Origin of the sequence: Ferruginibacter sp. SUN106 (assembly GCF_050611765.1) — a bacterium.
Lineage (GTDB): Bacteria > Bacteroidota > Bacteroidia > Chitinophagales > Chitinophagaceae > Ferruginibacter.
This window is the reverse complement of sequence record NZ_JBODJC010000004.1, coordinates 195,345-219,841: the sequence shown is the minus strand read 5'-3', so window position 1 is coordinate 219,841 and position 24,497 is coordinate 195,345. Positions and strand designations below refer to the sequence as shown.

The following is a 24,497-nucleotide window of genomic DNA, read 5'->3' as shown; positions in this document are numbered from 1 at the left end:
AATAACAAGTTCGCCATAAATTTACCACACAGGCAGCTAAGGATAAAATCAAAAGCATGGGTTTAATACGCTGTATAAGCCCCCCTATTTTCCTTAAAACCCTTACCTGTATTGACTTTAAAAGATTTTCAATTACGATGCCCAACCGCCATACAGATACCTTATTCCAATTGATAAAATCGCTGGGCAAGAGCGAAAAACGGAATTTTAAGCTATATATCAACAGAACCACGGCTTCTGAAGAGCTGAAAATTGTACAACTATTTGATGCTCTTGACAAAATGGATGCTTACGATGAAGTTATCTTGCTGAAGAAAAATAAGGGTATAAAAAAACAGCAGCTTTCCAATCTTAAGGCCTATTTATATAAACAAATTCTTTCAAGCCTGAGGCTGATCAATGACGAAAATAATATCGATATCCAGTTGCATGAACAGATGGATTATGCCCGGATCTTGTACAACAAGGGATTATATCATCAAAGCCTGAAAGTACTGGACAAACTGAAAGAGCAGGCAAAAAGCTATAATCAACTCACTTATTTACAGCAGGCGCTTTTTTTTGAAAAGAAGATTGAAGGCCTTTACATTACCCGAAGCCTGAAGAACCGTGCTGAGGAACTGAGCAGGGAAGCAGATGAAGTAAACGATCATTTGTCTGCTGTATCCAAATTGAGTAACCTGGCTTTGCAATTGTATGGCTGGTACATTAAAAATGGTTTTGCAAGAGATGACGAAGAAGAGGAAGCGGTGAAGAATTTTCTGAACGATAACCTGCCTGCAAACCTGCAACATCCTAATGGTTTTTACGAAAAATTATACCTGTACCAATGTTATTGCTGGAAGGCTTTTATACGCCAGGATTTTTTACAATATTATCGCTATACGCAAAAATGGGTGGATATTTTTGAAGAAGAACCTTACATGATTGCCATTGAAAGCGGCCATTACATTAAAGGCATGCACAACCTGATGGGGGCTCATTTTAACCTGGGCAATTTTCAAAAATTAAACGACACTTTAATTGAGTTTGAAAAATTTGCCAACAGCAAAACGGTGCAACAAAATCAGAATAATTTAATTCAGTGTTTTATTTATTACACTATTTCTCTGCTGAATAAACATTTTATCAGTGGTAAATTTTCTGAAGGTTTATTATTGATAGAAGGTATAGAAGCAAAACTGAAAGAATACGAAATCTATCTTGACCGGCACCGTATTTTAGTGATCTATTACAAAATTGCGTGTATGTATTTTGGTGCCGGCGATTTTGAAACCTCCATAGATTACCTGAATAAAATCATTAACTGGAAAGTTGATTTGCGTAACGACCTGCAATGTTATGCACGCCTCCTCCACCTGATCGCTCACTATGAATTAGGCAATTTTCAATTGCTGGAATACCTTGCCAAATCGGTGTACCGCTTTATGGCCAAAATGCATAACCTGAGTGTGGTGGAAGAAGAGATGTTTAAATTCTTACGCAAGGCATTAACCCTGCCGCCTGATAAATTCAAACCTGAATTTGAAAAGTTGCTGCATAAATTAAAGCAGTTTGAAAACAAGCCTTTTGAAACAAGGGCCTTTATGTATTTAGATGTGATAAGCTGGCTGGAAAGTAAAATTAATAATGTGCCGGTACAGGAGGTTACGCAGAAGAAATATCTGACAAGAAAGTAAAATCAACGGTATCTATTCCGGCTCCTTCATCGGATCAAAGGAATGATCTTTAGCTCCATTACTATTTTTACGTGGCTTAAAATTATTTTTGGAAAGTGCAATTGATTTCTTTGGGTCGTTCATATAAAAATCTACTGTAGGCATTATACTATCTAAATCAAATGCAGCATAACCAATCATCTGATCAGCTTTAATCTTGTCTCCTCTTTTTACTAATACTGATTTAAGATTAGAGTAAGTATAAAACATGCTATCTTTTTCTACAATTACCACTTTTATATCGTCTATAGTAGCAATAGTTGAAACCTTTCCTTCTGTTACTGCAAAAACGGTGCTGTCTTTTGATCTGAAAGTCACCATTGCATCATTGCCATGATACGCAAACGGGTTTTCATTTTCATACTCCAAAACCTTTGCATTATTCATTGGCATATAAAATTTCGGATTTGTAACTGATGTTGTATTCTCCCCTATCGCCTTCTTCAACTCTGCTTCAAATTGTTCTCCATTCAATTCTCCTTCAAAAAATTTCTTATAGCCGGTTCTGGTATTCACCATTATTGTTGCAGGAATAGCGCCGCTCCAGGCGGTATCAATCATCGGGCAAAAATAATCAGCATCGGTTTCGTTGAGCCAGGCAATATTGGTGGTAAAATTATTTTTAGCTGCAAATGTGGCAATACGTTTAGGATAAAAAGAAGGCAGGTCTAAACTTACCAGCAACAGCTTTACTTTATCTTTTTTATATTTATCCGCAATTTTTATAAAGCCCGGAATTTCACCCACACAAGGTTTACAAAACGTAGCCCAGAAGTTAATGACAAATATGCTGTCTGATTTGGTACTGAAGGACCGTACCACATCCGCCATTTTTAATTTAGGGATTGGCTGTGCGGCAGCAGTGAAGACAAAACAAAAAAAGGCAATTACAAAAGCGATCTTTTTAATCATGCTTTAAAAATACACAGAATAACGGGAATGGGTTTACGCCTCCTGTTAAAATAAGCCTTAAATAAATTTATGCTACGCATAAGGGTTGCCACAGATTGCGCAGATTACACAGATAATAAAGGAAAATTTGTGTAATCTGTGCAATCTGTGGCAAAAAAACGCCTTCGCTGAAGGCTCCCAAATAGCTTTTGGCTAATCCCCTATTTCAAACTAATTTTGCTCTGCTTTCAAAAGCAACCGGCATTCTAAAATCGCAAATCTAAAATCTAAAATAACAATATGGCATACGACGTAATAGTGTTGGGCAGCGGTCCCGGCGGTTATCCTGCAGCAATCAGGGCTAGTCAGTTAGGTAAAAAAGTAGCAATTGTAGAAAAAGAAAGCCTTGGAGGTATCTGCCTTAACTGGGGCTGTATTCCTACCAAAGCCTTGTTGAAAAGCGCCCAGGTATTTGAATATGCTAAACATTCAAAAGATTATGGTATTAATATAGTTGACCCTTCTCCCGATTTTGGTGGTGTTATTACACGTAGCCGTGGTGTAGCGGATAAAATGACAAAAGGCATCCAGTTTTTGATGAAGAAAAACAAGATCGATGTGATCATGGGTTTTGGTAAACTGATAGCCCCGGGTAAATTAGAAATTACTGCAGCTGATGGCAGCAAAAAAGTAGAAGAAGCTACCAATATCATCGTTGCTACAGGTGGCCGTGCAAGAGCATTGCCCAGCTTACCAATTGATGGAATAAAAATAATTGAATACCGTAAAGCGATGAGCTTGCCTACGCAACCTAAGAGCATGATCATTTGCGGAAGTGGTGCTATAGGAAGTGAGTTTGCTTATTTCTATAACAGCATGGGTACAAAAGTTACCATGGTGGAATTTATGCCAAGATTGGTGCCTGTTGAAGATGAAGACATCAGTAAAGAACTGGAAAAGCAATTTAAAAAACAGGGCATGACCATCATGACCAACAGCGAAGTGTTGAGCGTGGATACCAGCGGCGAGGGTGTAAAAGCTAAAGTAAAAACTGCAGCAGGTGAAGTAATTTTAGAAGCAGATATTTTATTGAGTGCTGTAGGTGTTGTAGCTAATATTGAAAATATTGGCCTGGAAACTTTGGGTATTAAAACTGAAAAAGGAAAGATCATTGTAGATGCTAACCAGCAAACTAATGTAAAAGGTATTTATGCTATTGGGGATTGTACACCAGGACAAGCGCTGGCTCATGTTGCTACCAAAGAAGGTATAAACGCAGCTGAACATTTAAGTGGCCATCATCCTGAACCGATTGATTACAACAACATTCCCGGTTGTACTTATTGTACACCTGAAATTGCCAGCGTTGGTTATACAGAAAAAGCTGCTAAAGAAGCCGGATACGAAATTAAAGTAGGTAAATTCCCATACATCGCCAGCGGTAAAGCGGTTGCTGCAGGTGCTACCGATGGTTTTGTAAAAGTTATTTACGATGCTAAATACGGCGAATTTTTAGGTTGCCATATGATTGGTATGAATGTAACCGAAATTATTGCAGAAGCAGTTGTAGCCCGTAAACTGGAAACCACTGCACATGAAATACTGAACGCTATTCACCCTCACCCTACTATGAGTGAAGGCCTGAAAGAAGCTACTGCAGCGGCTTACGGAGAAGCGATCGATATTTAATTTTAATACTCCGGTAAAAATATAAGAAAAGGGTTACAAATAATTGTAACCCTTTTTTATGGTCCCAAAGCACAAGAGAAGAGGAAGAACTTTATAACAAAATTTATACCGTATTTATACCTCAAATCAATAACTCATTAGTTTTCAATGAATGTTATTTTCTTTAGCTGCAGGTAATTTGTTGTAAAGTAGCTTATTTCCATCCTCCGCCAAGGGCCCGGTAAATATTAGTAACTGAATTAAACTGGTGTAACCTGGTTTCTATCAACTCTAATTTTGACTCCAGTGCATCTCTTTGCGTCATCAGCACTTCAAAGTAATCGGCTCTTGCTGATTTAAAAAGGTCATTTGATATATCAATAGATTTTACAAGAGCATCTACCTGTTGTGATTTTACTGTATAAAATTGTTGCTGATTTTTTAAATTCGATAATTCAGTAGCTACTTCGATATAGGCATTCAGAATAGTGCGTTCATAATTATACACAGCCTGTATCTGTCTTGCATTAGCATTGTAATACTCTGCCTTGATCGCATTTTTATTAATCAGTGGCCCTGCCACATCGCCAACAAGCGAAGCCAGCAGCGACTCAGGAAATTTTACAAGGTAACCGGGGGTAAATGCCTGGAATCCCACACCTGCAGAAATATTAAAGGATGGATAAAACTCTGCCCTCGCCACATTTACATCCAGCTTTGCTGCCGCTAATTCCAGTTCTGCCTGTTTTATATCGGGCCTGTTCTTTAATAATTGAGAGGGAATACCGGCTGCCACCTGCGAAGGCGTTAAGCTTAAAAAACCTGTGGTATCTCTTGCAACAGGTTGCGGATAACGACCCAGCAGGTAATTAATTTCATTTTCTTTTGCTGTAATTTTTTGCTGAATATCAAATTCCAGGCTTTGTGAGCCGAGTACCTCAGCTTCAAATTTTTTCACCCCTAATTCTGTTGCCCTTGCAGCCTGCTTTTGCACTTTTACAATTTCCAGCGCACTTTGCTGTAATTTGATCGTTTGTTTTACAATATCCAGTTGATTATCCAATGCCAGCAATTCATAATAAGCGTTGGCGATTTCTGCAATCAGGTTAGTGATAACAAAATTCCTGCCTTCCACAGTAGCAAGATAGCGGTCAAGGGCAGCTTTTTTTGAGTTACGCAGTTTCTTCCACACATCCAGCTCCCACGTAGCATAAGCACCAAGGCGGTAATCTGGCAGCCATTCCGGTACTTCCTTACCAGGGGTAATATCTGTAGAAGCGTCACCTGCACCCTGGCTGGTGTACCGGGCTGCTTTTTCAATACCTATGCCACCGCCTGCTTCTACTTTGGGCAATAGCAATCCCTGCCTGCTACGTATTTCATTTCTCGCAATTTCAATTTCCTGCAAGGTGATAGACAGCTCCTGGTTATTTTTCAGGGCCGTATCAATAAGGCTAACCAGGTATTTATCTTTAAAAAACTCCTGCCATTTAATATCTGCAGTATTACTGGTATCGCTGTTGTTTTCATAGGTTGGTGCCACAGCTTTTACCTGCGGAGATTGAACCAATGCCGGCGTTTTACAGCCAGCATAAAAAATGCAGCTAGCCATTACTGTTATAAAAATATTTTTGGTTACATTCATCATCTGTTATGATCTATTTCTTCGGTTAAAGGATTTTCATCTTCATCTTCCACAATGGGATTCTTTTCAGAAATTTTAGCAAAGAGATAATACAAGCCGGGTATCAGCAATACACCAAACAGTGTACCCAGTAACATACCGCCGCCTGCTGCAGAGCCGATGGTTCTGTTGCCCACAGCACCCGGGCCACTTGCAAATACAAGCGGTATAAGACCTGCTATAAATGCAAAGGAGGTCATTAAAATAGGCCGGAAACGTGCCGCCGAGCCCTGGATAGCAGCTTCCATTACAGAACTTCCTGACCTGTGCCGCTGTACTGCAAATTCAACAATCAATACGGCATTTTTGCCAAGTAAACCTATCAGCATTACCATAGCCACCTGTGCATAAATGTTATTTTCCAGCCCCAGTAATTTTAATAAAAGAAAGGCCCCGAAAATACCCGCAGGCAATGAAAGGATTACGGGAAACGGTAACACAAAGCTTTCATACTGTGCTGCCAGTAACAGGTACACGAAAGCAAGGCAAATTATAAATATATAAATAGCCTGGTTACCCTGCCCCACTTCGTCTTTTGAAATACCTGCCCAATCAATCCCAAAACCCCTGGGTAAAGTTTTTTTAGCCACTTCTGTAATGGCAGCAATGGCGGCACCACTGCTATAACCAGGCGCCGGGCCACCACTTATCTCGGAAGAATTGTACAAATTATGGCGTGTAATTTCAGACAGTCCGTATACTTTTTCCATATGCATGAAAGCAAAATAAGGAACCATTTCACCCTTGTCGTTTTTTACAAATAACTTTAAGATATCTTCCGGCAATGCCCGGTATTGAGGCAATGCCTGTACCATCACTTTATATTGCCTGCCAAAACGTATGAAGTTGGTTTCGTAGTTACTGCCCACTAAAGTGGATAAAGTGTTCATAGCATTATCAATGGTAACACCCTTTTGCTGTGCTGCATCATTATCTACTATCAGCATGTATTGCGGATAGCTGGCGCTGTAAAAACTGAATACAGAAGTAAGCTCGGACCTTTTGTTAAGTGCAGCAACAAAATCGTTGTTCACTTTTTCCATCAATTTAAAATCGCCTGAACCTGATTTATCCAATAAGCGCAACTCAAACCCACCGGCAGCACCATAACCGGGCACAGCAGGCGGTGGAAAGAACTCAATAGTGGCCCCTTTTATATCTTTTGCCTTTTCTTCAAACTCTGCAATGGTTTCCTGTACCGAATGTTTTCTTTCGTTCCAGTCTTTAAGATTAACCAGGCAGGTACCCACGTTGGCACCGGTACCTTCAGAAAGTATTTCGTACCCGGCTAAAGACGAAACTGATTTTACGCCATCAATTTTTGCTGCAATATCCTGCAACTGGTGCACCACCGCATCGGTACGCTCCAGCGTAGAACCTGCGGGTGTTTGCACAATGGCATAAAATGTGCCCTGGTCTTCGTTTGGTATAAACCCGGATGGTAATTGTGTATTTAAAAAATAGGTACCTGCACAAAAGCCTGCAAATGCCAGGAAAGTGATCACTCTTTTGTTTACAATAACACCAAGTACGTTTTTATATTTTCCTAATATTCTTTCAAACCAGTTATTAAAGCCCGTTAACCCCCTGTTCAACCATGTTTTCTTTTTAGGAGCTCCGTGGGTATTTTTAAGCATTGCGGCACATAGTGCAGGCGTAAGTGTTAGTGCTATTAAACCCGACAAAATAATTGAAGTGGACATGGTAATAGAGAACTGCCGGTAAAAAATCCCTACGGGGCCACTCATAAATGCTACCGGTATAAATACTGCCGCCATCACCAGGGTAATGGCAATGATAGCGCCGCTTATCTCGTGCATAGCTGCTTCTGTTGCTTTGGCGGGAGACAGATTTTCCTCTTCCATTTTTGCATGCACGGCCTCTACCACCACAATAGCATTATCCACCACAATACCAATGGCAAGTACCAATGCAAAAAGTGTAATAAGGTTTAAAGTAATGCCAAAGAATTGCATGAAAAGAAAAGTACCAATTAAAGATACCGGCACGGCGATAGCCGGTATTAATGTAGAGCGCCAGTCGCCCAAAAATAAAAACACTACGATACCCACCAGTATAAAAGCTTCCACCAATGTGTGTATCACTTTATCAATTGATGCATCTAAAAATTTAGACACATCATAACTGATCTCATAGTCCATTCCTTTGGGAAACGAGTTAGCTTTGATCTCTTCTAATTTTGCCTTAACATTTTTAATTACCTGGCTGGCATTACTTCCATACGATTGCTTAATAACAATTGCAGCCGAGGCCTTGCCATTTAATTTGGAGTAAATATCATAATAGCCACTGCCAAATTCTACATCTGCAACGTCTTTTATACGTAACATTTCTCCCGCAGGGGTTGCCCTTAAAACTATATTTTCATATCCTTCTTTTGTGGTAAAACGGCCGGGGTATTTTAATATATATTCAAAGCTCTGCGATCTTTTACCTGATGCTTCACCTGTTCTTCCGGGAGATGCTTCAAGACTCTGCTCATCCAAAGCTTTTAAAACTTCATCAGCAGATATCTTATACGCCGTCATGCGGTCGGGCTTCAGCCAGATACGCATGGCGTATTCCCTGTTGCCTAATACATCAGCAAATCCTACTCCATCCACACTTTTTAATTCTGCTAACAAATTAATGTCGGCAAAATTGAAGAGAAATTTTTCATCCAGTTTCGGATCATTGGTGTACAGGTTAAGGTACAACAGCATGTTCGATTCCTCACGTGTGATCTTCACCCCTTCCCTTACTACAATGGGTGGTAATTTATTGATAACAGAAGCCACACGGTTCTGGATATTCACAGTGGCAATATTTGGGTCAACCCCGGAGTTAAACACTACCTGTATGTCGCCTTCGCCATCATTACCTGCATCGGATGCAATGTATTTAACACCGGGAGTACCATTGATGGCTCTCTCCAGTGGTATGATCACGGCTTTGGTCATCAACTCTCCGTTAGCACCGGGATACTCGGCAGTGATATTTACTTTAGGAGGTGATATGGAAGGAAATTGTGTTACCGGTAATTGCAACAGGGCCACCACACCCAACAGCGTTATGATGAGTGATATAACGATGGAGAGTACGGGCCGGTGTATAAATTTATTAAACATTTTTTTTGCTTACAGGATTAGGATAATCTATTGTTTGATCAATTGAAGGCTGGATATAACGGCTGCAGGTTCTACATATTTGTACTCTATCTTATCATCATCTTTTACATTCTGCACGCCTTCCAATAAAATTTTATCCCCTTCTGAAAGACCGCCATCAATAACGTATATGTCGGATAGCCTGTTTTTAATGGTAATGTTCCTGGATTTAACCACATTGTTTTTATCCACTACAAATACATACACTTTATCCTGTAATTCATACGTGGCTTTTTGTGGTATCACTAATGCATCCTTTAAAGGAATGGTCATTTGCACCTTACCTGTTTCACCATGCTTGAGTAAAAGTTGTGTGTTGGGAAATTTTGCCCTGAATGCAATATTCCCTGTTTCATTATCAAACTGTCCTTCAACTGTTTCAACCACACCTTTGTATTTGTGTGTTTCATTATTGGCCAGTAGCAGAGAAACGCTTTTCATATTACTGGTATCGCCCAGTGCTTTGTAGTCGAGGTATTCTTTTTCGGGCACATTAAAATAAGCATATACGCTCTTGTTATCAGACAGTGTTGTTAGTAATGCCCCTTCGTCAATAAGACTTCCCAGTTTTAATGGTATCCTGTCGATCACACCATCAAAAGGAGCTTTGATCTCGGTAAGTGACAAGTGTAGTTTGGCAAGGGCCATATCAGCTTTTGCTTCATCCAGTTTAGCTTGTGCAATCGCTTGTTCCGATTTTGAAACGATATCCTTATCAGCAAGTGTTTTAGCATTCAGCATTTCCAGCTCTGCCCCTTTTACAGCAGCCTCTGCTTTTAAATATTCAGCCTGGTACATAGTAGGCACAATTTTAAAAAGTACCTGCCCTGCATGTACATACCTGCCCTCATCTACATTTATACTTTCCAAATACCCTTTTTCCTGTGCCCGTATCTCCACATTGCGGATGGATTGTATCTGTGACACATACTCTTTAATGAAAGAAGTATCAACCCTTAACGCGCTTGTAACGGTATACTTACCGGGCTCTTCCGTTTCCTTTTTTTTGGTGGTGCACCCCGAATTATATGCGAGGGTATAAAGGCTGATCAACAATACAATTCTCTTCATTGATTTTCAGGTGAATTTTAAACAACACAGTCATCATTCCATTCATTAATGACGAACTGCTTTATTATGGAATAATGGTGAAATTCTTTACTAACAGTTATTTCAACTTAATGTACTGTGCAAAAGTAATGTTGGAGAATGTTATAATTTTATCGTTAACATCTGTTTTACAAGAGAGAGAATCGGGTTATTCTGATGGAAATTAGTGCAGGAGATTGACATAAAATTTAATTTAAAGCAGGTCATACAATTATCATTCAGCGTAAAGTTACTTTGCCCAAAAAACAGAAGTTGTAAAATAAAGTGCGGCTGCTACAGGATAAATACAAGTAAAAAATTTCTGTCACTACATGTCACATATCTGCAAACAAAAAAAATCCAGATCAATGAAGAGGCGCCATCAATAATTATTACAACATAATAACCGGCTTTAATTTTCATTACCAAAAGCAATAAAAAAAGGCAGTGAAAAATATTTTTCTCCTTATAATTTTATATTCATTTTCCAATGCATGCTATTCGCTGGGCTTTTTTTGTAAGTTGAATAACAGCTTTGTTGAAGTGGCCAGAGTGTGCCATCATGCATCGAAAGTAAAAGTTACAATGCTGTTGAAATCTGGCAGGAAAATTATTGTATAAAAAAAGAGAATGACTTTTCATCATTCTCTTTTTTGGGTGCCCAGAACAGGATTCGAACCTGCACATCCTTGCGAACGCTGCCACCTGAAGGCAGTGCGTCTACCAATTTCGCCATCTGGGCGGTTTCGTTTATTGGTTAATTTGTTTATTAGTTAATTGGTAAGCCTTACATAATGAAAAGCTGCCAGCAAACTAAAGAACTACCCAGTAAACCAGTTAACCAGTACACCAATTAACTATTACGGGTTGCAAATGTAATTTAAAATTGCTCTCCAAAAAACTATATCTCATTTCTTTTCCAGCCAATCATAACAACCCCGGCAATTACCAGTACGGTTCCAACGATCTGGGCGGTAAAAATTTGCTCTCCTAAAATAAAATGGGCTTGTATAATGGTGGATACCGGGCCAATGCTTGAAACGATAGCTACATTATTTGAACCCATCTTTTTTAACCCTGCGGAGATGAGAAAAGATGGAATAACAGTTGCTACAATGGCCAGTAAGATCCCATATAACCAGAATTTAGTACTACCCGACTCTATCACGGTAAAATTGCCATTAATTACAAAATGCAGCAGTACCGCCGATGCAGCCACCGTCATAGCATAAGCAGTGAATTTTGCAGGGCCAATTTGCGGAATTAACTGGCCGCTGCCGGCTACAAAAAAACCATAGGTAATGGCACATAAAAAAATGAGCAGGCTACCGTAATAAAAGTTAGCATTACCGGTATCCAGTTTCAGCTCGCCATAAAATGCAATGGCAGTACCAAAATAAGTTAACAGCAACGCCATTCTTTGAATGGTTGAAACTTTTTGCTTAAAAAACAAAGTGGTGATGAGCATGGTAATGGTGGGATACAAAAACAAGATCAATCGCTCCAGTCCTGCAGAAATATACTGTAAGCCCACAAAATCTAAAAAGCTGCTGATATAGTAACCTGATAATCCCAGCACCAATAAAAACCACCATTGCTTAGGCGTTAGTTTTTTATTGTCACCCTGGTTGGTTTTATAAAAAGCGATGACTAAATAAAAAGGTACAGCACAAATCATCCTCACCGCCAGTAAACTCAATGCATCTACTTTTATATCTGCAAAAGCTTTTTTCACAATTACTGCTTTGGTAGAAAATAAAATTGCACCGATAAAGGTGACAACAAATCCTGCAAGAGAAATTTTTATTTTAGCTTCTTTATTCATGAAAAAAATAAAACCCCGGCATTACTTCCGGGGTTAATAAAAAATATTGTTTTAACTAACTCCTAAGCACTTACATTAAAATCCCTCAACGCATCGTTCAAACTGGTTTTTAAATCGGTGCTGGCTTTACGCTGACCAATGATCAATGCACAACCAACTCCATATTCACCCGCAGGAAATTTTTTGGTATAACTACCCGGTATCACCACACTTCTTGCAGGCACCCTTCCCTTCATTTCTATCGGCTCTGCCCCGCTCACATCAATGATCTTTGTAGATTGTGTTAACACCACATTGGCGCCTAATACCGCTTCTTTTTCAACAATCACACCTTCCACCACAATACAACGGCTTCCTATAAAACAGCCATCTTCAATAATTACCGGGCTTGCCTGTAATGGCTCCAATACGCCACCAATACCCACACCGCCGCTCAAATGCACGCCCTTGCCAATCTGTGCACAGCTGCCTACTGTAGCCCAGGTATCCACCATCGTGCCTTCATCCACATAAGCACCTATGTTTACGTAGCTGGGCATCAGTACAACGTTCTTAGCCAGGTAAGCCCCATACCTTGCTACTGCATGTGGCACTGCACGTACGCCTAATGAGGCGTAATCGCTTTTCAATTTCATTTTATCATAAAACTCAAATGGAGGTAATGTGTAGGTATGCATCTGCTGAATACCAAAATACATTAGTATCGCCTGTTTTACCCATTCATTTACCTGCCAGCCACCCTGAGCGTCAGTCGAAGGGTCAATTGGAGATGCAGTTCTTAACCGTCCCTTATCCACTTCTTCAATAACTGAACGTACGGCATCTGAATATTTCTCGTTTTTCAACAATTCCCTGTTACTCCAGGCTTCTAATATCAAGTCTTTCATCTTTTAAAATTTTTGCAAACATAATAAATAAAATAGTTGATTTTTGTAACCGTGTATATTTAATTGATATTGAAACAGGTACAACACATATTAATTCGCCTCCCCAACTGGCTGGGAGATATGGTAATGAGCACTGCTTTTGTAAAGGCAGTGCATGATCAATACCCCGATGCTACAATTGATGTAATTGCAAAAAAAGGAATCGATTTCTTATTAGATTATTTTCCTGTGCATAGCCAGCGTTTTATTTTTAATAAAGAAGAATATAGTGGTTTAACCGGTGCTTATAAATTTGGCAGGCAAATTCAAAAGCAAAAAAAATACGACATCTTCTTTTGCCTCCCCGATTCATTATCCTCTGCTGTAATGGGCTTAGCTATTGGTGCAAAAAAAAGAATAGGCTATACAAAAGAATTGCGTTCTGCATTACTTACCAATGCTTATCATAAGAAAAAGAATATACACAGGGTTGAAGAGTATATTGATCTGCTGCAACAATTTTTAAAGAGGGAAATAAATGTGCTACCGGTTGAATTAAAAAATAATGCCCGTGCACAAAAAAATGCAGTGATTGTAAACATAAATTCTGAAGCCAGTTCAAGAAGATTACCGAAGGAAAAAGCAGTGAGTGTTATTAATCTGCTGAGAAAAAATATTGATACAAAAATTATTTTAGTAGGTAGTAATAAAGAGGCAATATTTGTTGAAGAAGTATTTAATGCATTGGATGACAAAAATAATATCAGCAATATGGCTGGTAAAACAAATTTACAGGAACTGCTTATTTTACTTGGCTCCTGTACCACAATGCTTACCACCGATAGCGGGCCTGCGCATGTAGCAAACGCATTGGGCACACATACGATTGTTTTGTTTGGTGCAGGTAACGAAAACAATACGGCACCTTACAATCAACCCGGGCGAACCATCATTCGCCTGGGTGCATTACCTTGCGAACCTTGTGTGAGTAATACCTGCAAAGTATTTGGCACACCGGAATGTTTATTAAGGCTGGATGATAACATGATCGTACAAAATGTAATTACTATACTAAAAAATAAAAAGCATAACTGATGCTGTTTTCAAACGATATAAGAGAGTGCATTACCGTTTTAGAAAATGGTGGCCTTATTCTCTACCCTACCGATACTATCTGGGGTATTGGCTGCGATGCCACCAATGAAAAGGCTGTAGCAAAAATTTACGAATTAAAGCAAAGAGCTGATGAAAAAAGTATGGTGGTTTTAGTAGCTGATGAAAAAACAATTACAGAATACATTACCCAACCTGATGTAAAAATATTTGATTACATAAAAGGCATTTACAAACCCACCACTGTTATTTATGAAGGTGCAACAGGTTTAGCAAAAAATGTAATTGCAAAAGATGGCAGCGCTGCAATAAGAATTGTGAAAGATGATTTTTGCAAACAGCTGATCAGGACTTTTAATAAACCCATTGTATCTACTTCTGCAAATATTTCCGGCTATCCCCCGCCAACTGTTTTTGCAGATATTGATATAGCCATACAAAGCGGTGTTGATTATATGGTGCAGTACAGGCAGGATGATGTAACACCTGCAACCCCTTCTGCTATTGTAAAATGGAAGGCTGATGGTTCTTTACAGATCATTCGTTCATAAAAAATCCCGGAGGCATTAAACCTTCCGGGAATTGTTGTTTGTTTGTACTGTAGTTATTTTATAATGTAAGCCCCACGCCCAACTGCACACTCTGGCTTTTCCATTTATCTTTATTATCAATATCGTTCAGGTTATTTAATCCCACGGCATAACGGCCGTACACTTTAAAATGAGAAATATTTAATTGTACACCACCCAGCATGCTAAAGTCACCGCTTTTAAAAGCATCCTTTCCATTTTCAATAAAGGTGTTGCTTTTATTCATCAATATACCAAACTGTGGACCCAGTTGTAAAGTGATCAGTTTGCCTGCATTGTAATTTAATAATATTGGAATGCTCAGGTATTTCAACTGCACATTGTCTAATTTATTAAACTTATATATAGAGCTGAATGTACTGGACGTATCTACATTAATCTGATTGAATAATACTTCGGGTTGAATAGCAAATTTTTTACCCAGGCCAATGGTTGCAAAACCTCCTATATGATAGCCATAAGAAAATTGCTCTTTAAAAGTTTGCCCGGTTATTTTATTCATTGTAACACCACCTTTTGCCCCGATCTTTAAGCTTTGAGAAAAAGCGCTGAAACTGATAATGCTGATTGCAGCGGTTAATAAGAGTTTTGTTTTCATAAAAATAAATTGTTTAGTTGCGGATTAACATTCAACTAATATGCCAACGGCAAGCCGGCCTGCCTAATTTTTTGTTAAGACGATCAACTAAAAGGATAAACCTGCGGTAACAGAAAAAATTGCCGTAAATCTTTTGGCTGTTGTTTCGGGCAGGTAATAATCTAAATAAAGATTGGGCTGCAAAAAGAATTTGCCTACGCTATAGGTAAAATCCAGGGACGTTGCAATTGACTGCATTTCAAATTTATTAGTAGGTGTATTTTTTTTCCTTCTGGCCAATAATTTTTTAACCAGCGGTCTGTTGATGGTATTAGTATGCGTTTGCTCAAGATCGTCTTTACCAAAATTGAGCAACAGGGATGGCACAAAATCTAATTCATCATCTTTAGAAAATAGTTTGTAAAAACTAAAATCATGCTCAATACTTGCTGTTGCGGAAAAATAAGTAGTCTTGTTGTCGGTTGAGTCAATGCCGGTAATTGTTGTATCTCCTCTCGGATTTAATGGTCGCTTCAAAATAACTGAAGCCAGGTCCGCTTCTTTATATTTACCATTATCAAAACCTAAAGCCAACCCTGGCTGTATAATACCTTTTGCTTTTTTTATAAACCCATAAATATCGTTTTGATAAAGCGACTTGGTATTGTATTTATTTTTGTCACTTAAATACCTTGTATAAGTAATCCCTGTAGTAACTTCTTTTCCATCATATTCATATCCTGCACTAAGGCCTGTTTGATATAACTCTGTACCCTTTGCACTGTCTGATGTTAAAAAACCTGTTACCCCAAAACTGAAACCGCTTTTAGTGCGGTACATTAATGACGGTGTAAAAATCATCTTGTTATCGACCCCGGTGGCATTGGCCGCATTATTGTGGGAACTAAATGCCCCGTTGCCAATACCGATACTCACATCAAAAGAACTTTTTGGCCCGTCTTTCATCATTTTTAAAAACTCATCATTGTCCAGCATTGAATCCAAGGCTGCCTTGTCTTTTAGAGAAAGCGAATCGGTTTGGGCAAAAGCAAGAGAACAACTGCATACAGCTATAACAAGAATCAGGTAATATTTACGCATAAGATTAAGTAGGTTTTGTAAGACTGCGGTAGTCAAAAATAGTTTAACGGCTTGTAAATTACCGGTTAAAAACGCAAACTTTGCCATTAAGATTGTTTTACCGGCTAAAAACCTTACCTTTGCGCCCAATTATTAATAACTGAGAATTACATGACATGCTCAGTTGCTGTTGAAAGAGGATTGCTGCAATCAGGTTTCACTACTCACTAACAACCGCTGAAGGTCCTGCCAAATTGCAGGAGCCAACGGGGTTCTCTAACGGCCAAAGCATGACACACTCCCGATGGATATCGGGAAACAAACATGTGGCTATCACAAAACAAATTTAAATGAATGCATTTGAAGCCTTAGGCTTAAACGAACATTTGGTACAAGCTGTTGCCGACCTGGGATTTGAAAAACCAAGTGAAATACAGGAAAAAGCAATTCCGGTATTATTATCCGGCACCACCGATTTTATCGGCCTGGCCCAAACCGGTACAGGAAAAACTGCGGCTTTTGGATTACCGCTTTTACAATTAATAGATCCAACACAAAGACACGCCCAGGCCTTAGTGGTTTGCCCTACCAGGGAATTGTGCCTGCAGATTACCAATGACCTTGAGAAATTTAAAAAACACAGTAAAAATATCTTTACCGAAGCAGTATATGGCGGTGCATCTATTACTATGCAGATCCGCAACCTTAAAAAAGGAGTACAGATCGTTGTTGCAACACCGGGCAGGTTAATTGACCTGATCGAAAGAAAAGCTATCGACCTGCAGAAAGTAAAATACGTGGTATTGGATGAGGCTGATGAAATGCTGAACATGGGTTTCAGGGATGATATTGATTTTGTATTAAAAAATACCATCAACAGGGAAAGCATCTGGTTATTCAGTGCAACCATGCCACCGGAAGTAAGGGCTATTTCCAGGAACTATATGGAAACACCAAAAGAAGTTACTGTAGGTAAAAAGAACAGTGGTAACGTTAATATCGATCACCAGTATTTTGTAGTGCCACAGCAACATCGCTATGAAGCATTAAAAAGACTGATCGATTTTAACCCGGGTATGTATGGTATCATCTTTACACGTACCAAAATTGATGCACAGGAAATAAGCGAACGCCTGGCAAAATCAGGTTACGAAATTGAAGCCTTACATGGCGATCTTACACAACAACAGCGTGATAAGGTAATGGGCCGTTTCCGTACCAAAAGCCTGCAATTACTAATTGCAACCGATGTGGCTGCAAGAGGAATTGATGTGGATGGCGTTACACACGTAATCAACTTTGAATTGCCTGATGATATGGAAGTGTACACCCATAGAAGCGGACGTACGGGCCGTGCCGGTAAAACCGGTATCTGTTTATCTATCTGCCATAGCAGGGAAACTTTTAAGATCAAATCTTTAGAAAGAATGATCAACGCACAGTTTCATAAAGTGGATGTGCCATCCGGTAAAGATGTTTGCCGCAAACAATTCTTCCATTTTATGGATACTTTGATGCAGGCCGACGTTAGCAGTGGCGATTATGAAACCTACATGCCCGACCTGATGGAAAAATTTGCATCAGTAAGCAAAGAAGAAGTTTTACAGAGAGTGGCCTCTTTGGAATTCAACCACTTTTTAAAATATTACGAAAACGCTGAAGACCTGAACAGAAGCGATATACGTGGAGACAGAAGACAACCGTCGACAGGTGGCGATGCAAGAGATGGCAGCAGAAAAGAACGTACTGATTTTAACAGGCGTGATAATGGCTATACAAGATTGTTCATTAACCTTGGTACCAAAGATGGTTTTTACAAAGCCAGCTTTTTACAATTCATTTTAGATGAAAGCAATCTTAAAAAAGAAGTGCTGGGTAAAATTGATATGAGGGATATGAACAGCTGGATAGAAATTGATAAAGCTGAAGCAGGAAGAATGATCACTGCAATTGATGGTAAACGTTACAACAACCGCACCATTCGTATGAATGAAGCTGACGGTGGTTTTAAACGCCCCAACGATGAAGGCAGCGGCGGTGGAAGAGAAAGAAAAAGAACCTACGCTCCAAAAGAAAGAAGGAGTTTCAGATAATTTTTTGATGCAAAAATCCCCGGTTAAATTTCCGGGGATTTTTTTATTGCAGTATTTGCACGCTTAGAAAATATTATTGACACAATAACGAGGGCATACAAAAAACTACCTGTAACACCAATAATACTATCGTCAAAACTTTTGTGTGTTGTATCCAATAAATAGTGTATCCCAAAAATAGCAGCAGCAAGTAGTATCATACTCAGCCAATAAAAAATTGAACCCTTACTTAATGGCAATTCATTTCCTTTTGGCATTTTAAAGATCACCCACAATATATAAAGGCCTCCCAGCAAAGACCCCATTAGCTGCAATATAAAATATACGGGAAATGTAAATTTCCAAATAGCAATTTCGCTGCTGAGAAAAGAATACATTTTTACAAATACACCATCACCGTGTGTAAACTCGTCTGATAAAACATGTGATAAAATTCCTATCGCAACAGAAATAAAAACCTTTCGTTTATTTTCTTTAAAATAATTTATCCAGTTAAAAACTGTAGATCCAGAAAGCCTTACCCTGAAAAATTTTGGTAAATACTGTACCAACGTATTTCTTATTAATAAATGAAAAACAAAACTCAGCAATAAGGCTACAGGAATATCAAATACAATAATGCCTAGCCAGGTGTGACCAAAGTTTTCCGTATTCCTCAGGAAAATTAAAAATTCCACATCTGGAACAATACTTCCAGCTATTAAACCAGTTAACGAAAATGGCTTTCGCTTTAATTTATCAAAGGGTAAAACAATCGCCGGATGTGAAAATGTAAAAGGCATATAAAAATAAAATCAACTGGTCATTTTAATTGAATGATTGAAAAAATTATTTCCCGATACAGAACTGGCTGAAAATAAGATCCAGCACTGTTTCATTGGTAATATCACCAGTTATTTCTGAAATATAATGCAAACACCTGCGTATATCCAGCGCCAGTAAATCGCCGGGAATATTATTATCAAGGCCATTTTTAATTTCAATTAATGATGCCTGCACCTGTTGCAACGCTTCGTAATGTCGTGCATTAGTTACAATGGTGTTTTCGGTATTGAGGTTTCCTTTAATGATTTTATCTACCAGTTTTTGTTTCAGTAAATTAATATGTTGTTGTTCCTTAGCCGAAATATACAATACGGATTCTCCTGCAAATTTTTCTGCCGCCGCTGCGTCACCTGCCACATCAGTTTTATTACCTACCAGTAAATAATTTTTATTTTTTTCTTTTATCAATGCTTTAGCTCCCTGAAGTTCTCCGGCGGATTCTGTATTCACATCAAAAATATAGATCACTTCATCAGATTGCTCAATTTTTTCTCTGCTTTTTTCAATACCGATTAACTCGATGATATCACTGCTATCATCACGTATACCGGCTGTATCAATCAGCCTGAACAATATTCCATCTATGTTAATTATTTCCTCAATGGTATCTCTTGTAGTGCCCGCAATTTCGCTTACAATGGCCCTGTTTTCATTAAGCAAAGTATTTAACAAGGTAGATTTGCCTGCGTTAGGTTTACCTACAATAGCCACACTAACACCATTCTTTATTACATTGCCTAATTGAAAGGAATGTAATAAACCTGTTGTTGTCTGTTCTGCACTCTGAATTAATGCATAAAACTTTTTCCGGTCTGCAAATTCCACATCTTCCTGGCTAAAGTCCAGTTCCAGTTCTATCAACGCAGAAAACTGTATCAGTTCTTCTCTTAATTTTTTAAGTACATCGCTAAAGCCCCCACGGATATTATGTAAAGCTGTTTGTTGCGAAGCCGCTGTATTGCTGGCAATCAGGTCCGCTACGGCTTCTGCCTGGGTTAGATCCAGTTTGCCATTTAAAAATGCCCGTTGGGTAAATTCGCCAGGTTTGGCCAGTCTTGCGCCTTTATGTATGCAAGCCTGCACCACCTGTTGCTGCACATAAGGGCTTCCATGGCAACTGATTTCCACCACATCCTCGCCTGTGTAGCTTTTGGGATTTTTAAATAACGACACTACCACTTCATCAATTGCTGCATTATCTTCTTTGATCAATCCTACATGTAATGTATGGGAAGGTTGCCTTATTAAATCTTTAGAAGGAAATAATTGATTGGTAATAACAATGGCATTTTTTCCACTCAACCTGATAACACCTATTGCTCCAATGCCCTGTGGGGTAGCTATGGCAACAATAGTATCATCCCAACCTGAAAGTTTTTGCGTCATATTGCAAAGATACTTTCTCTGCCAGCTAAAGGGTAAACTTTACAGCCTATTTTTTGCCAGTAGTTTTTCATCGTCTGCATTTATCTCGTCAAGAAAATAATGCTTTATATTATTGATGGTTACTTCGTCAGCCATATCCACAAAATTTTTAAACGCCGATTCACTGCCTGGCTTTATGATCAACACCATGTCATTGGCTGTTCCTTTTGCGTCTTTTACCGCCTTCAGTTTTTGCAATAATACTTTCCTTATTCCATCTGGTGCAAAAGTAGTTTCTTTAACTACGGCTTCATTTCCGGGCATGCCCTCGTAGTAAAAAATCTTATCGTCCTTATCAAGCATAACGGTTAAAACACAGCTTTCACAAATTTCAGTTGGATTACCTGCTATTTTATCATTTGGAGTAACCAGGTTCATTGCTCTTGGTTTTGCCATTGACGTTGTAAAAACAAAAAATGTGAGTAATAAAAATCCCAGGTCAACCATTGGAGTTAAATCTACCCTGGTACTTTTTTTATTTAGTTTTTTACCGTATTTAGGTTTTGCTGTTGAAGTTTGTATCTCTGCCATAATAATTAGTTTCCTTATAGATAGCAAAGCCATTGTTTTCCATAAAATTGAAATAAAAAAACTTCCGGAAATTTCCGGAAGTTTTATAAGTAACCGAGATAATAATTTTTACAAACCCTGTACCTGGAAAGTAATGGGCTGTCTACGGTATGCGTTAACGTTATTTCCATTCTGAAGTGCAGGGATCCAGTTCTTTGTCTTTTTAATAACCCTGATAGCTTCCTTACAAATGCCATAGCCGGGATCTGATTCGCAGGTGATATCACTTAAGCTACCGTCTTTACTTACAATAAATTTTACAACCACAGTATACACTCCTTCCGGTGCTCCGTTGTCATTAGGTACATCTGCATTAAGATTTCTTTTCAGGAAATTTACCCAGTCGCCATCAAAAGCGGCTTCTTTTTCTACCTTCAAAAATACTTTAGTATCATCTTCGTTTTTCTTTGGCGCTTCAAAGGCACCACTGTTGGATTCTTCAAGTGGCGCCTGTACCACCTGGTTAGTATTGTCCGTTTCTTTTGTCACCGTACTTATAGCCTGGTTGTCTTTTATCTCTTCAATTTTTTCATCTGGTTTCACATCGTCATCTTTTACAATCACAGGAGGTGTAAATCTTACCTGGTTAAGTGGCGGTGGTGGTGTAGCTTGTGGTGGTGGCGGTGGCGGCATTACTGGTGGCGGAGGATCTTTCTTTAATTCTGCCATTCGGGTATCTACCACGTCGATTGCTTCATTTTTATTTTTGCCGATAATATTTGCAAAAACAGAACTGAAGAAAAATAATAGTGCAACCAGTCCCGTTACCGCCAAAGCTTTAACGAGCCTTTTGTTATAAGATTTGCGAAGTGCATACGCTCCGTAATTTTTATTCTTTCCATCAAAAATGATATCAAGAACATCAGCATTTAAAATTTTGTTAGTATCCATAATTATTAGTTTTGCTAATTAGATTCAAAACAAAAGCGCTTCCATAAAATTATTTTCCTAATATTTTTATTAGCGTAATAATATTTCACTCTTTACTACCTGCAATTTTCTCACACCATTTATCTCTTTTTATTATGTATTTTTTTGTGGAGGCTGAATTATTTGTTTCATTAAAATTTATAAAAGATAATTAGCTAAAGGTTGCCGCATAAAAAAAACCTTTCGGTTGTTACCGAAAGGTTTTTAAAATAATTGTTGCTTGATAGCTTATTGAGATTGTACCAGGAAGGTAATTGGCTGACGGCGATATGCATTTACATTACGTCCGTTTTGAATTGCCGGAGTCCAGTTTTTGGTCTTTTTAATTACTCTCTTAGCTTCGTCACAAATACCAAATCCGGGATCATTTTCGCAAGATATATCACTTAAGCTACCATCTTTACTTACGATGAATTTTACCACTACAGTATAAGTACCTTCAGAAGCGCCATTATCAGTTGGCACGTCGCCATTAAGATTCTTCTTCAGGAAATTATTCCATGCAGCCGCTCCACCAGGAAACTCAGCTTCTACTTCCACTTTTGTAAAGATCTTACCTTCATCATCTTCTTTTTGAGGCACTACAGCAACACCAGTTCCTTTATCTTCTATCGGAGCCTGAACAATTTGTTCTTTATTGTCGCTTTCAACAGTTTTATTGCTGATTGCAGCATCATCCTTGATCTCTTCAATCTTTTCTTCAGGTTTTACCTCTTCGTCTTTTACAATTTTAGGAGGTGTAAACTTAACCTGGTTGATTTCCGGTGGTGGTGGTGGCTTTGGTGGTGGTGGTGGTGGTACTACAGGTGGTGGTGGTTCTTTCTTTAGTTCCGCCATCTGGGTATCTACCACATCGATAGTTTCTTTCTTGCTTTTGCCTATAATATTTGCAAAAACAGAACTTAAGAATATCAGCAGCGCAAGGGCAGCTGTGATCAACAAAGCTTTGGTTAGCCGTTTGTTGTAAGATTTACGGAGATCATAAGCACCATACTGTTTATTTTTTCCATCGAATATAATATCGAGGACATCGGCGCTTAAAATTTTGTTTATATCCATTGTAATAGACTTTGTTAATTAGATTCAAAATTGAAACAATTCCATAAAGTTACTTCCCGCCATTAGCTTCTTCTGTTTTTTGAATAAGCATTTCTTCGGTTGGTGTAATATCAACCTCTGCATAGTGGCCGGGAGGAACATTACTGATCGTCATTTCATCCAGGATATCAATAGCATTTTTAAAAGTAGCATCTTTGTTTGCTTTAATGATGTACATTAAATCACCCAAAGGGGTATTTTTTGCTTTTGTAGCTATAATTTCCCTGATGTCTTTAAAAGTCGAACTTTTAAATTGTTCGCTTATCGTTTCAGGTAGTAATTCCCCAAAGTAGTAAAACACATGGTCATCTTTCCCTAACAACAGGGTCATAGCACCTGAGTTTTTTACCTTTAGCTGGTTCAGCGGATCATCTTTAGGTTCGTTCATTGCCATACCCTTTGGTGTACTCATTGTTGTAGTAAACACAAAGAATGTCAGCAACAGGAAACCCAGATCAACCATTGGGGTCAAATCTACCCTGGTAGATAATTTTTTCGGTTTTTTGACGCCGGGGCCTTTCTTATGGCCACCACCCGACGATGTATCCATTTCTGCCATATCAGTACTTTTTTTATCCCTTTATCAACGGGACGTTAATTAAAATTATTTAACCGCTTCCGGTTTTGGCGGGTGCAATCCTAATTCAGAATCAGCAGGTATTCCCTCTGGATTGGTAACGATCTTGAATTTAAAGATATCGGCCTTTTTAAAAGCTGATTTAATGTCTTTAAAGGCAGGATATTTAGCCGCATTATCACCTTTTACTAACAAGTTAAGGTTATCTATGCTTTCGCCTGCAAATGAATTGGAAACACTTTTAATCCAGTCGGCCAGTTCATTATTAGTGCTGTCTGTAGGTATCCCGTCCATTTTTGCAGCAGGTACAGATTCACTTAGGTCAAGAAAACTTTTTAATTTACTAAAAGGCATCCCGATAAAATCCAGTTTTTTAAGTTTAGCTATTTCCGCAGTTGTTAAGCCTAATCCCTTTGTCTTGTTGATATCATCAATGATATCATCTTTATGTTTCCTGTCGTTAAGCATCAGGAAAACCTTCCCGTCCTTTCCTAAGGTTACAACAATGGCTTCGTCTTTAACAACTTTTGTAGACACCGAGGTAGGTGTAACCACTGGTACCGCCTCTGGTGGTTTTGTTTTTGTTGCCAGTATGAAGAACGACAACAGCAGAAAAGCCACATCACACATCGCCGTCATGTCGATGTTTGTGCTCTTGCGTGGTATTTTAACTTTTGGCATTACTAAAATTTAATTATTGATACTTAATAG

Annotated in this window: 20 protein-coding genes and 1 tRNA gene; 5 read left to right on the top strand and 16 right to left on the bottom strand. The window is 38.6% G+C overall.

Features of this window, described 5'->3' with window-relative positions; genetic code table 11:
• The first annotated feature begins 56 nt into the window (after window positions 1-56).
• Window positions 57-1,679: a hypothetical protein gene (locus ACQ334_RS17065; protein WP_430989461.1), complete on the top strand. Its 1,623-nt coding sequence runs from the start codon at window positions 57-59 to the stop codon at window positions 1,677-1,679.
• 12 nt (window positions 1,680-1,691) lie between these two features.
• Here the strand turns inward: ACQ334_RS17065 and ACQ334_RS17060 are convergent, their stop codons facing one another.
• The gene (locus tag ACQ334_RS17060; RefSeq protein WP_430989460.1) at window positions 1,692-2,630 is read right to left on the bottom strand and encodes a redoxin domain-containing protein; all 939 of its coding nucleotides are present in this window, start codon (window positions 2,628-2,630) and stop codon (window positions 1,692-1,694) included.
• Window positions 2,631-2,909: 279 nt separating this feature from the next.
• On the opposite strand from ACQ334_RS17060, the gene lpdA reads away from it, so the two are divergent.
• Window positions 2,910-4,298: a dihydrolipoyl dehydrogenase gene (gene lpdA / locus ACQ334_RS17055; RefSeq protein ID WP_430989459.1), complete on the top strand. Its 1,389-nt coding sequence runs from the start codon at window positions 2,910-2,912 to the stop codon at window positions 4,296-4,298.
• Window positions 4,299-4,491: 193 nt separating this feature from the next.
• On the opposite strand, the gene ACQ334_RS17050 is transcribed toward lpdA, so the two are convergent.
• From ACQ334_RS17050 to ACQ334_RS17025, 6 genes are all read right to left on the bottom strand, one after another.
• Window positions 4,492-5,889, bottom strand: a complete 1,398-nt coding sequence (locus tag ACQ334_RS17050) for a TolC family protein (RefSeq protein ID WP_430989458.1) — start codon at window positions 5,887-5,889, stop codon at window positions 4,492-4,494.
• Window positions 5,890-5,921: 32 nt separating this feature from the next.
• The gene (locus ACQ334_RS17045; RefSeq protein ID WP_430989457.1) at window positions 5,922-9,089 is read right to left on the bottom strand and encodes an efflux RND transporter permease subunit; all 3,168 of its coding nucleotides are present in this window, start codon (window positions 9,087-9,089) and stop codon (window positions 5,922-5,924) included.
• Between the two features lie 27 nt (window positions 9,090-9,116).
• Complete coding sequence (locus ACQ334_RS17040; protein ID WP_430989456.1) at window positions 9,117-10,199, bottom strand: efflux RND transporter periplasmic adaptor subunit; 1,083 nt, start codon at window positions 10,197-10,199, stop codon at window positions 9,117-9,119.
• A gap of 676 nt (window positions 10,200-10,875) precedes the next feature.
• Window positions 10,876-10,959: transfer RNA gene (locus tag ACQ334_RS17035), tRNA-Leu, on the bottom strand.
• 159 nt (window positions 10,960-11,118) lie between these two features.
• Window positions 11,119-12,042, bottom strand: coding sequence for a DMT family transporter (locus ACQ334_RS17030; protein ID WP_430989455.1), 924 nt, complete (start codon window positions 12,040-12,042; stop codon window positions 11,119-11,121).
• Window positions 12,043-12,104: 62 nt separating this feature from the next.
• Entirely contained in the window at window positions 12,105-12,929 is an 825-nt protein-coding gene (locus ACQ334_RS17025) for a 2,3,4,5-tetrahydropyridine-2,6-dicarboxylate N-succinyltransferase (RefSeq protein WP_430989454.1), read from the bottom strand.
• Window positions 12,930-12,998: 69 nt separating this feature from the next.
• On the opposite strand from ACQ334_RS17025, the gene waaF reads away from it, so the two are divergent.
• Together waaF and ACQ334_RS17015 are read left to right on the top strand one after the other, a co-directional pair.
• Window positions 12,999-14,003: a lipopolysaccharide heptosyltransferase II gene (gene waaF / locus ACQ334_RS17020; RefSeq protein WP_430989453.1), complete on the top strand. Its 1,005-nt coding sequence runs from the start codon at window positions 12,999-13,001 to the stop codon at window positions 14,001-14,003.
• Window positions 14,003-14,572, top strand: a complete 570-nt coding sequence (locus ACQ334_RS17015; protein WP_430989452.1) for an L-threonylcarbamoyladenylate synthase — start codon at window positions 14,003-14,005, stop codon at window positions 14,570-14,572. The genes waaF and ACQ334_RS17015 overlap by 1 nt, the downstream gene beginning before the upstream one ends.
• A gap of 58 nt (window positions 14,573-14,630) precedes the next feature.
• Here ACQ334_RS17015 and ACQ334_RS17010 read toward each other — a convergent pair whose 3' ends face one another.
• Both ACQ334_RS17010 and ACQ334_RS17005 read right to left on the bottom strand, forming a co-directional pair.
• The gene (locus tag ACQ334_RS17010; protein WP_430989451.1) at window positions 14,631-15,209 is read right to left on the bottom strand and encodes a porin family protein; all 579 of its coding nucleotides are present in this window, start codon (window positions 15,207-15,209) and stop codon (window positions 14,631-14,633) included.
• An 87-nt stretch (window positions 15,210-15,296) separates the two neighbouring features.
• Complete coding sequence (locus tag ACQ334_RS17005) at window positions 15,297-16,289, bottom strand: hypothetical protein (RefSeq protein ID WP_430989450.1); 993 nt, start codon at window positions 16,287-16,289, stop codon at window positions 15,297-15,299.
• Between the two features lie 329 nt (window positions 16,290-16,618).
• Here ACQ334_RS17005 and ACQ334_RS17000 point away from each other — a divergent pair, with 329 nt between their 5' ends.
• Window positions 16,619-18,361 (top strand): DEAD/DEAH box helicase, encoded by a 1,743-nt coding sequence (locus ACQ334_RS17000; protein WP_430989449.1) that lies wholly within the window; start codon window positions 16,619-16,621, stop codon window positions 18,359-18,361.
• Window positions 18,362-18,384: 23 nt separating this feature from the next.
• Here the strand turns inward: ACQ334_RS17000 and ACQ334_RS16995 are convergent, their stop codons facing one another.
• The 7 genes from ACQ334_RS16995 to ACQ334_RS16965 form a co-directional block, all read right to left on the bottom strand.
• The gene (locus ACQ334_RS16995; RefSeq protein ID WP_430989448.1) at window positions 18,385-19,143 is read right to left on the bottom strand and encodes a DUF4184 family protein; all 759 of its coding nucleotides are present in this window, start codon (window positions 19,141-19,143) and stop codon (window positions 18,385-18,387) included.
• Between the two features lie 46 nt (window positions 19,144-19,189).
• Entirely contained in the window at window positions 19,190-20,572 is a 1,383-nt protein-coding gene (gene mnmE / locus ACQ334_RS16990; RefSeq protein WP_430989447.1) for a tRNA uridine-5-carboxymethylaminomethyl(34) synthesis GTPase MnmE, read from the bottom strand.
• 39 nt (window positions 20,573-20,611) lie between these two features.
• Entirely contained in the window at window positions 20,612-21,142 is a 531-nt protein-coding gene (locus tag ACQ334_RS16985) for an ExbD/TolR family protein (RefSeq protein ID WP_430989446.1), read from the bottom strand.
• Between the two features lie 108 nt (window positions 21,143-21,250).
• A complete protein-coding gene (locus ACQ334_RS16980) occupies window positions 21,251-22,072 on the bottom strand; it encodes an energy transducer TonB (RefSeq protein ID WP_430989445.1) in 822 nt (273 codons plus the stop codon).
• Between the two features lie 267 nt (window positions 22,073-22,339).
• Window positions 22,340-23,170 carry an energy transducer TonB gene (locus ACQ334_RS16975; RefSeq protein ID WP_430989444.1) on the bottom strand — a complete coding sequence of 277 codons (831 nt, stop codon included), beginning with the start codon at window positions 23,168-23,170 and terminating at the stop codon, window positions 22,340-22,342.
• A gap of 49 nt (window positions 23,171-23,219) precedes the next feature.
• The gene (locus tag ACQ334_RS16970; RefSeq protein WP_430989443.1) at window positions 23,220-23,768 is read right to left on the bottom strand and encodes an ExbD/TolR family protein; all 549 of its coding nucleotides are present in this window, start codon (window positions 23,766-23,768) and stop codon (window positions 23,220-23,222) included.
• A gap of 45 nt (window positions 23,769-23,813) precedes the next feature.
• Window positions 23,814-24,467, bottom strand: a complete 654-nt coding sequence (locus tag ACQ334_RS16965; protein ID WP_430989442.1) for an ExbD/TolR family protein — start codon at window positions 24,465-24,467, stop codon at window positions 23,814-23,816.
• Between the last annotated feature and the right edge of the window lie 30 nt (window positions 24,468-24,497).